The following is a 4631-nucleotide window of genomic DNA, read 5'->3' on the forward strand; positions in this document are numbered from 1 at the left end:
GGTCGTTGGTGTCCACCCGGTCGGTGTTCGAGCATCGCGCGGTGGTGGTGGGCGCCGACCGGGCGCAGTTGCTGTCGGGTTTGGCCGGTCTGGCCGCCGGCGACCCCGGCGCTGCGGTGGTGGCCGGCCGCGCCCGGCCGACCGGCAAAACCGTATTCGTCTTCCCCGGACAAGGGTCGCAGTGGGTCGGCATGGGAGCCCAGTTACTCGACGCTGCACCGGTTTTCGCCGAGCACATGCGTCGCTGCGACAAAGCGCTTGGTGAGTACCTGCCCTGGTCGTTGCTCGACGTGGTGCGCGGCGCGCCGGGCGCGCCCGGGCTGGACCGGGCGGATGTCGTACAGCCGGCGCTGTGGGCGATCATGGTGTCGCTGGCCGAATTGTGGCGATCGGTCGGGGTGGTGCCCGACGCGGTGATCGGGCATTCGCAGGGCGAGATCGCGGCGGCCTGTGTGGCGGGAGCACTGTCCGTGGACGACGCGGCACGGGTGGTGGCGTTGCGCAGCCGGCTATTGGTGCGGTTGGCCGGTGCGGGAGGGATGGTGTCGATCTCCTGTCCGCTGACCCGCGCCCGGGAGCTGCTATCTCACTGCGGCAGCCGTCTGAATATCGCTGCGGTCAACGGTGTTTCGACGATCGTCGTCTCCGGAGAAGTGGCCGCCGTCGAGGAACTGATCCGGCGATGCGACGCGGCCGACATCCGGGCCCGCAGGGTCGACGTCGACTACGCGTCGCACTCCGCCCACGTCGACGCCATCCGGACCGAACTCACCGCCGCCCTCGCCGGCATCGAACCCCGCTCGGCGCCCATCGCCTTCCTCTCCACCGTGACAGGTCACTTCACGGATACCGCTGGCCTCGACGCCGACTACTGGTACCAAAACATCCGCCAGACAGTGCAATTCGACCGGGCCGTCCGCACCGCCTTCGACGCCGGATACCAGGTCTTCATCGAGTCCAGCCCGCACCCCGTCCTGACCGCCGCCATTGAAGAAACGCTGACCGATCACGACTCTGCCGACGCCGACCAACCGATCGTCATCCCGTCACTGGGCCGCGACGACGGCGGACTGGACAGATTCTGGCTGTCGGCAGCACAGGCCCACGCTGCGGGCGTCGGGCTGGATTGGGCCGCGGCGTTCGCCGGTCTGCACGCTCGCCGCGTGGAACTGCCGACGTACGGTTTCGTCCATCGCCGGTTCTGGCTCGCGCAACCCGATGCCGGGCGATTAGATGCGGGGCGTCTGGGGTTGACCGGGGCCGCGCACGGCTTGCTGGGTGCGGTAGTCGAGCGGCCCGACTCCGGCGAAGTCGTGCTGACAGGCCAGCTATCGGTGACTGCCCAGCCATGGTTGGCCGAGCACGCGGTGGCCGGGGTGGCGCTGTTCCCGGGCGCGGGATTCGTGGAGCTGGCCGTCCGGGCCGGCGACCAGGTCGGCTGCGCCACCGTTGCCGAGCTGACGGTGACGGCGCCGCTGCTGTTGCCGACGGCCGGCGCGGCGCAGGTGCAGCTCGTGGTCAGTGACGAAGATGCGTCGGGCCGTCGCAGCGCATCGATGTATTCGCGTGCCGTCCAACCGGATTCGACCTGGACGTTACACGCTGAGGCGGTGTTGGCGCCCGGGGTCCTCGCTCCGGGAACAGACCTGTCGGTATGGCCACCGGCGGGCGCAACCCCGATGGATGTGACCGGCGCCTACGAGCGGCTGGCCGCACGGGGCTACACGTATGGTCCGGCGTTCCGCGGCCTGCGGGCGATGTGGCAGCTGGGGGAGGAGATCTTCGCCGAGGTGTCACTGCCCGAGCACGCCGGCCTGGATGTCGGCGGATTCGGCATCCATCCGGTATTGCTCGACGCGGCTCTGCATGCGGTGGGCGTCGCCGGCGGGCAGGACAAAACGGTGCTGCCGTTCTCGTGGCAGGGGGTGTCGCTGCATGCCGCGGGGGCGTCCCGGGTACGGGCCCGCCTGGCGCCGGCGGGTGCCGACGCGGTGTCGCTGGAATTGGCTGATGCGGCGGGCTTACCCGTCTTGACCGTACGGAACGTGGCGTTTCGTCCGTTGCCCGACCGGGCGCTGTCCGCGGTTGCGCCCGCTGACGGCGGCTTGTTCCAGGTCGGTTGGTCGCCGATACCGCTGGCACACAACGGTATTGGCGAGCCACCCACGACGGTGTGGGAGCTGGCTGCCCAGGTGCCGCGGCAGGCGGACGTGGTGAAATCGGTACGGGCGGCCACGCATGCGGTGCTGGCGGTGTTGCAGGCGTGGTTGGCCGGCGACGAGGACGGCGTTCTGGTGGTGCTGACCCATGGCGCGGTGGGTCTGACCGACGAGGACGTCACGGACTTGGCCGGTGCGGCGGTGTGGGGGCTGGTGCGTTCGGCGCAGGCGGAGCATCCCGGCCGGGTGGTGCTGCTGGATTCGGACGGGTCGGTGGATGTCAGCGCGGTAATCCGTTCTGGTGAGCCGCAACTGGTGGCGCGCGACGATGTGGCCTATCAGGCTCGGCTGCGGCCGGCCGACCCGACGCTTCGGCTGCCCGAGGTCCCGTCCGGGTGGCGCTTGGTCCCCGGAGGCGCGGGCACACTCGACGACGTGCAGGTGGGCTCGTGTGAACGAAGCGAGCTCACCGCCGGGCAGGTACGAGTAGCGGTGGCCGCGGTCGGGGTGAACTTCCGCGACGTGCTGGTGGCGTTGGGCATGTATCCGGGCGGGGGCGAGCTCGGCATCGAGGGCGCCGGGATCGTTGTCGAGGTAGGGCCGGGTGTTTCCGGCGTGGCCGTCGGCGACGCGGTGATGGGGCTGCTGGGCGTGGCGGGACCCGAGGCGGTGGCGGATCAGCGGCTGGTGACCGCGGTTCCGGCGGGCTGGCCGCTGGATACGGCTGCCGGTGTCCCGGTGGTGTTCCTGACCGCGTTCTACGGTCTGTCGGACCTGGCGGGGGTGCGGGCCGGGCAGAAGGTGTTGGTGCACGCCGCCGCCGGCGGGGTGGGTATGGCCGCGGTGCAGCTGGCTCGGCGCTGGGGCCTGGAGGTTTTCGCCACGGCCAGTCGCGGCAAGTGGGATGCCTTGCGGGAGCTGGGTTTTGACGAAGACCATATCGGCGACTCCCGCACCCTGGAATTCGAGGAGAAGTTCCGCCAGACCATCGGCGGTGCCGGAGTCGACGTGGTGCTCAACTCGCTGGCCGGTGAGTTTGTCGATGCGTCGCTGCGGCTGCTGAGCCCGCGCGGGCGCTTCATCGAAATGGGCAAAACCGATATTCGCGACCCGCGGACGATCGCCGAGCAGTACCGGGGCGCCGGTTACCGTGCGTTCGATCTGATCGAAGCCGGGCCGGACCGGATCGCGCAAATGTTGGCCGAACTGATGGAGATGTTCGCTGCCGGAGAGTTGAAGCCGTTGCCGACCAAGGCTTTCGACATGATGCTGGCCCGGCGGGCGTATCGCTTCGTCAGCCAGGCCCGCCATATCGGCAAGGTGGTGTTGACGGTTTCCGGGAGCGCCGCCGGGCTTGCCGGGGGCACGGTCGTGATCACCGGCGGGACCGGGATGGCCGGTGCGGCGCTGGCCCACCACGTCGTGTCCCGCCACCGGGTGGCCCACGTGATGCTCGTCAGTCGATCCGGGACCCGGGCTCAAGGGATTTCGGAGCTGGCCGACGAGTTGCGGGATGCCGGGGCCGAGGTGTCGGTAGTGGCTTGTGACGTGGCTGACCGTGACGCGGTTGCGGCGCTGCTCGCGCAGCTGCCGCCGCGGTATCCGCTTCGGGGGGTGTTTCATGCCGCCGGGGTCCTCGACGACGGACTGATCGCCTCGCTGACGCCCGACCGGATGGATGCCGTGCTGCGCGCCAAGGTCGACGGTGCCTGGAATTTGCACGAGTTGACCCGAGATCTGGATGTCTCGGCGTTTGTCCTCTTTTCGTCGATGGCCGGCATCATGGGCACCCCCGGCCAAGGCAATTACGCGGCGGCCAACAGCTTCCTCGACGGGCTCGCGGCGTATCGGCGCGCGCATGGGTTGCCGGGATTGTCGGTGGCGTGGGGGCTGTGGGAACAGCCCAGTGCGATGACCCGACGTCTGGGGGACCGCGACAAGGCCCGGATGAGTCGGGCGGGGCTGGCAACCCTGTCAACCGCGCAGGCGCTGGAGTTGCTCGATGCCGCGATGGTCGCGGACCGCGCCGTCGTGGTCGCCACCCGGCTCGACACCCGCGCGCTCGGCTCCGACACCACCGCGCCATCGCCGTTGCTCAGCGAGTTGGCCGCCCGCCGGTCCCGACGCGTCGTCGACGACACCGACACCGCCGTCTCGGCGACGGGATTGGTCCCCCGACTGCGTTCGCTCGATCCCGAGCAGCGACACCGCGAACTCGTCGACGTGGTCTGTAGCAACGCCGCCACCGTGCTGGGACGCTCCAGCACCGCTGACATCAACGCCCGCCGCGCGTTCCAGGACCTGGGCTTCGACTCGCTGACGGCCGTCGAACTGCGCAACCGGCTGAAAACGGCGACCGGCCTGGCACTTTCGCCCACCCTGATCTTCGATTACCCCACCCCCGCCGCCCTCGCCGAACACCTCGACAGCCGTCTGGCCGCCGCCACCCCGGACCAACCCGATCTCCTGGCC

Annotated in this window: 1 protein-coding gene; it reads left to right on the forward strand. The window is 69.9% G+C overall.

The window, feature by feature from the left end:
- Positions 1-4631, forward strand: a 4631-nt coding sequence (locus tag EET03_RS12400) for a type I polyketide synthase (RefSeq protein ID WP_122508767.1), incomplete at both ends; no start/stop codon positions are given.

Source organism: Mycobacterium innocens, assembly GCF_900566055.1.
In the GTDB taxonomy this organism is placed as follows: domain Bacteria; phylum Actinomycetota; class Actinomycetes; order Mycobacteriales; family Mycobacteriaceae; genus Mycobacterium; species Mycobacterium innocens.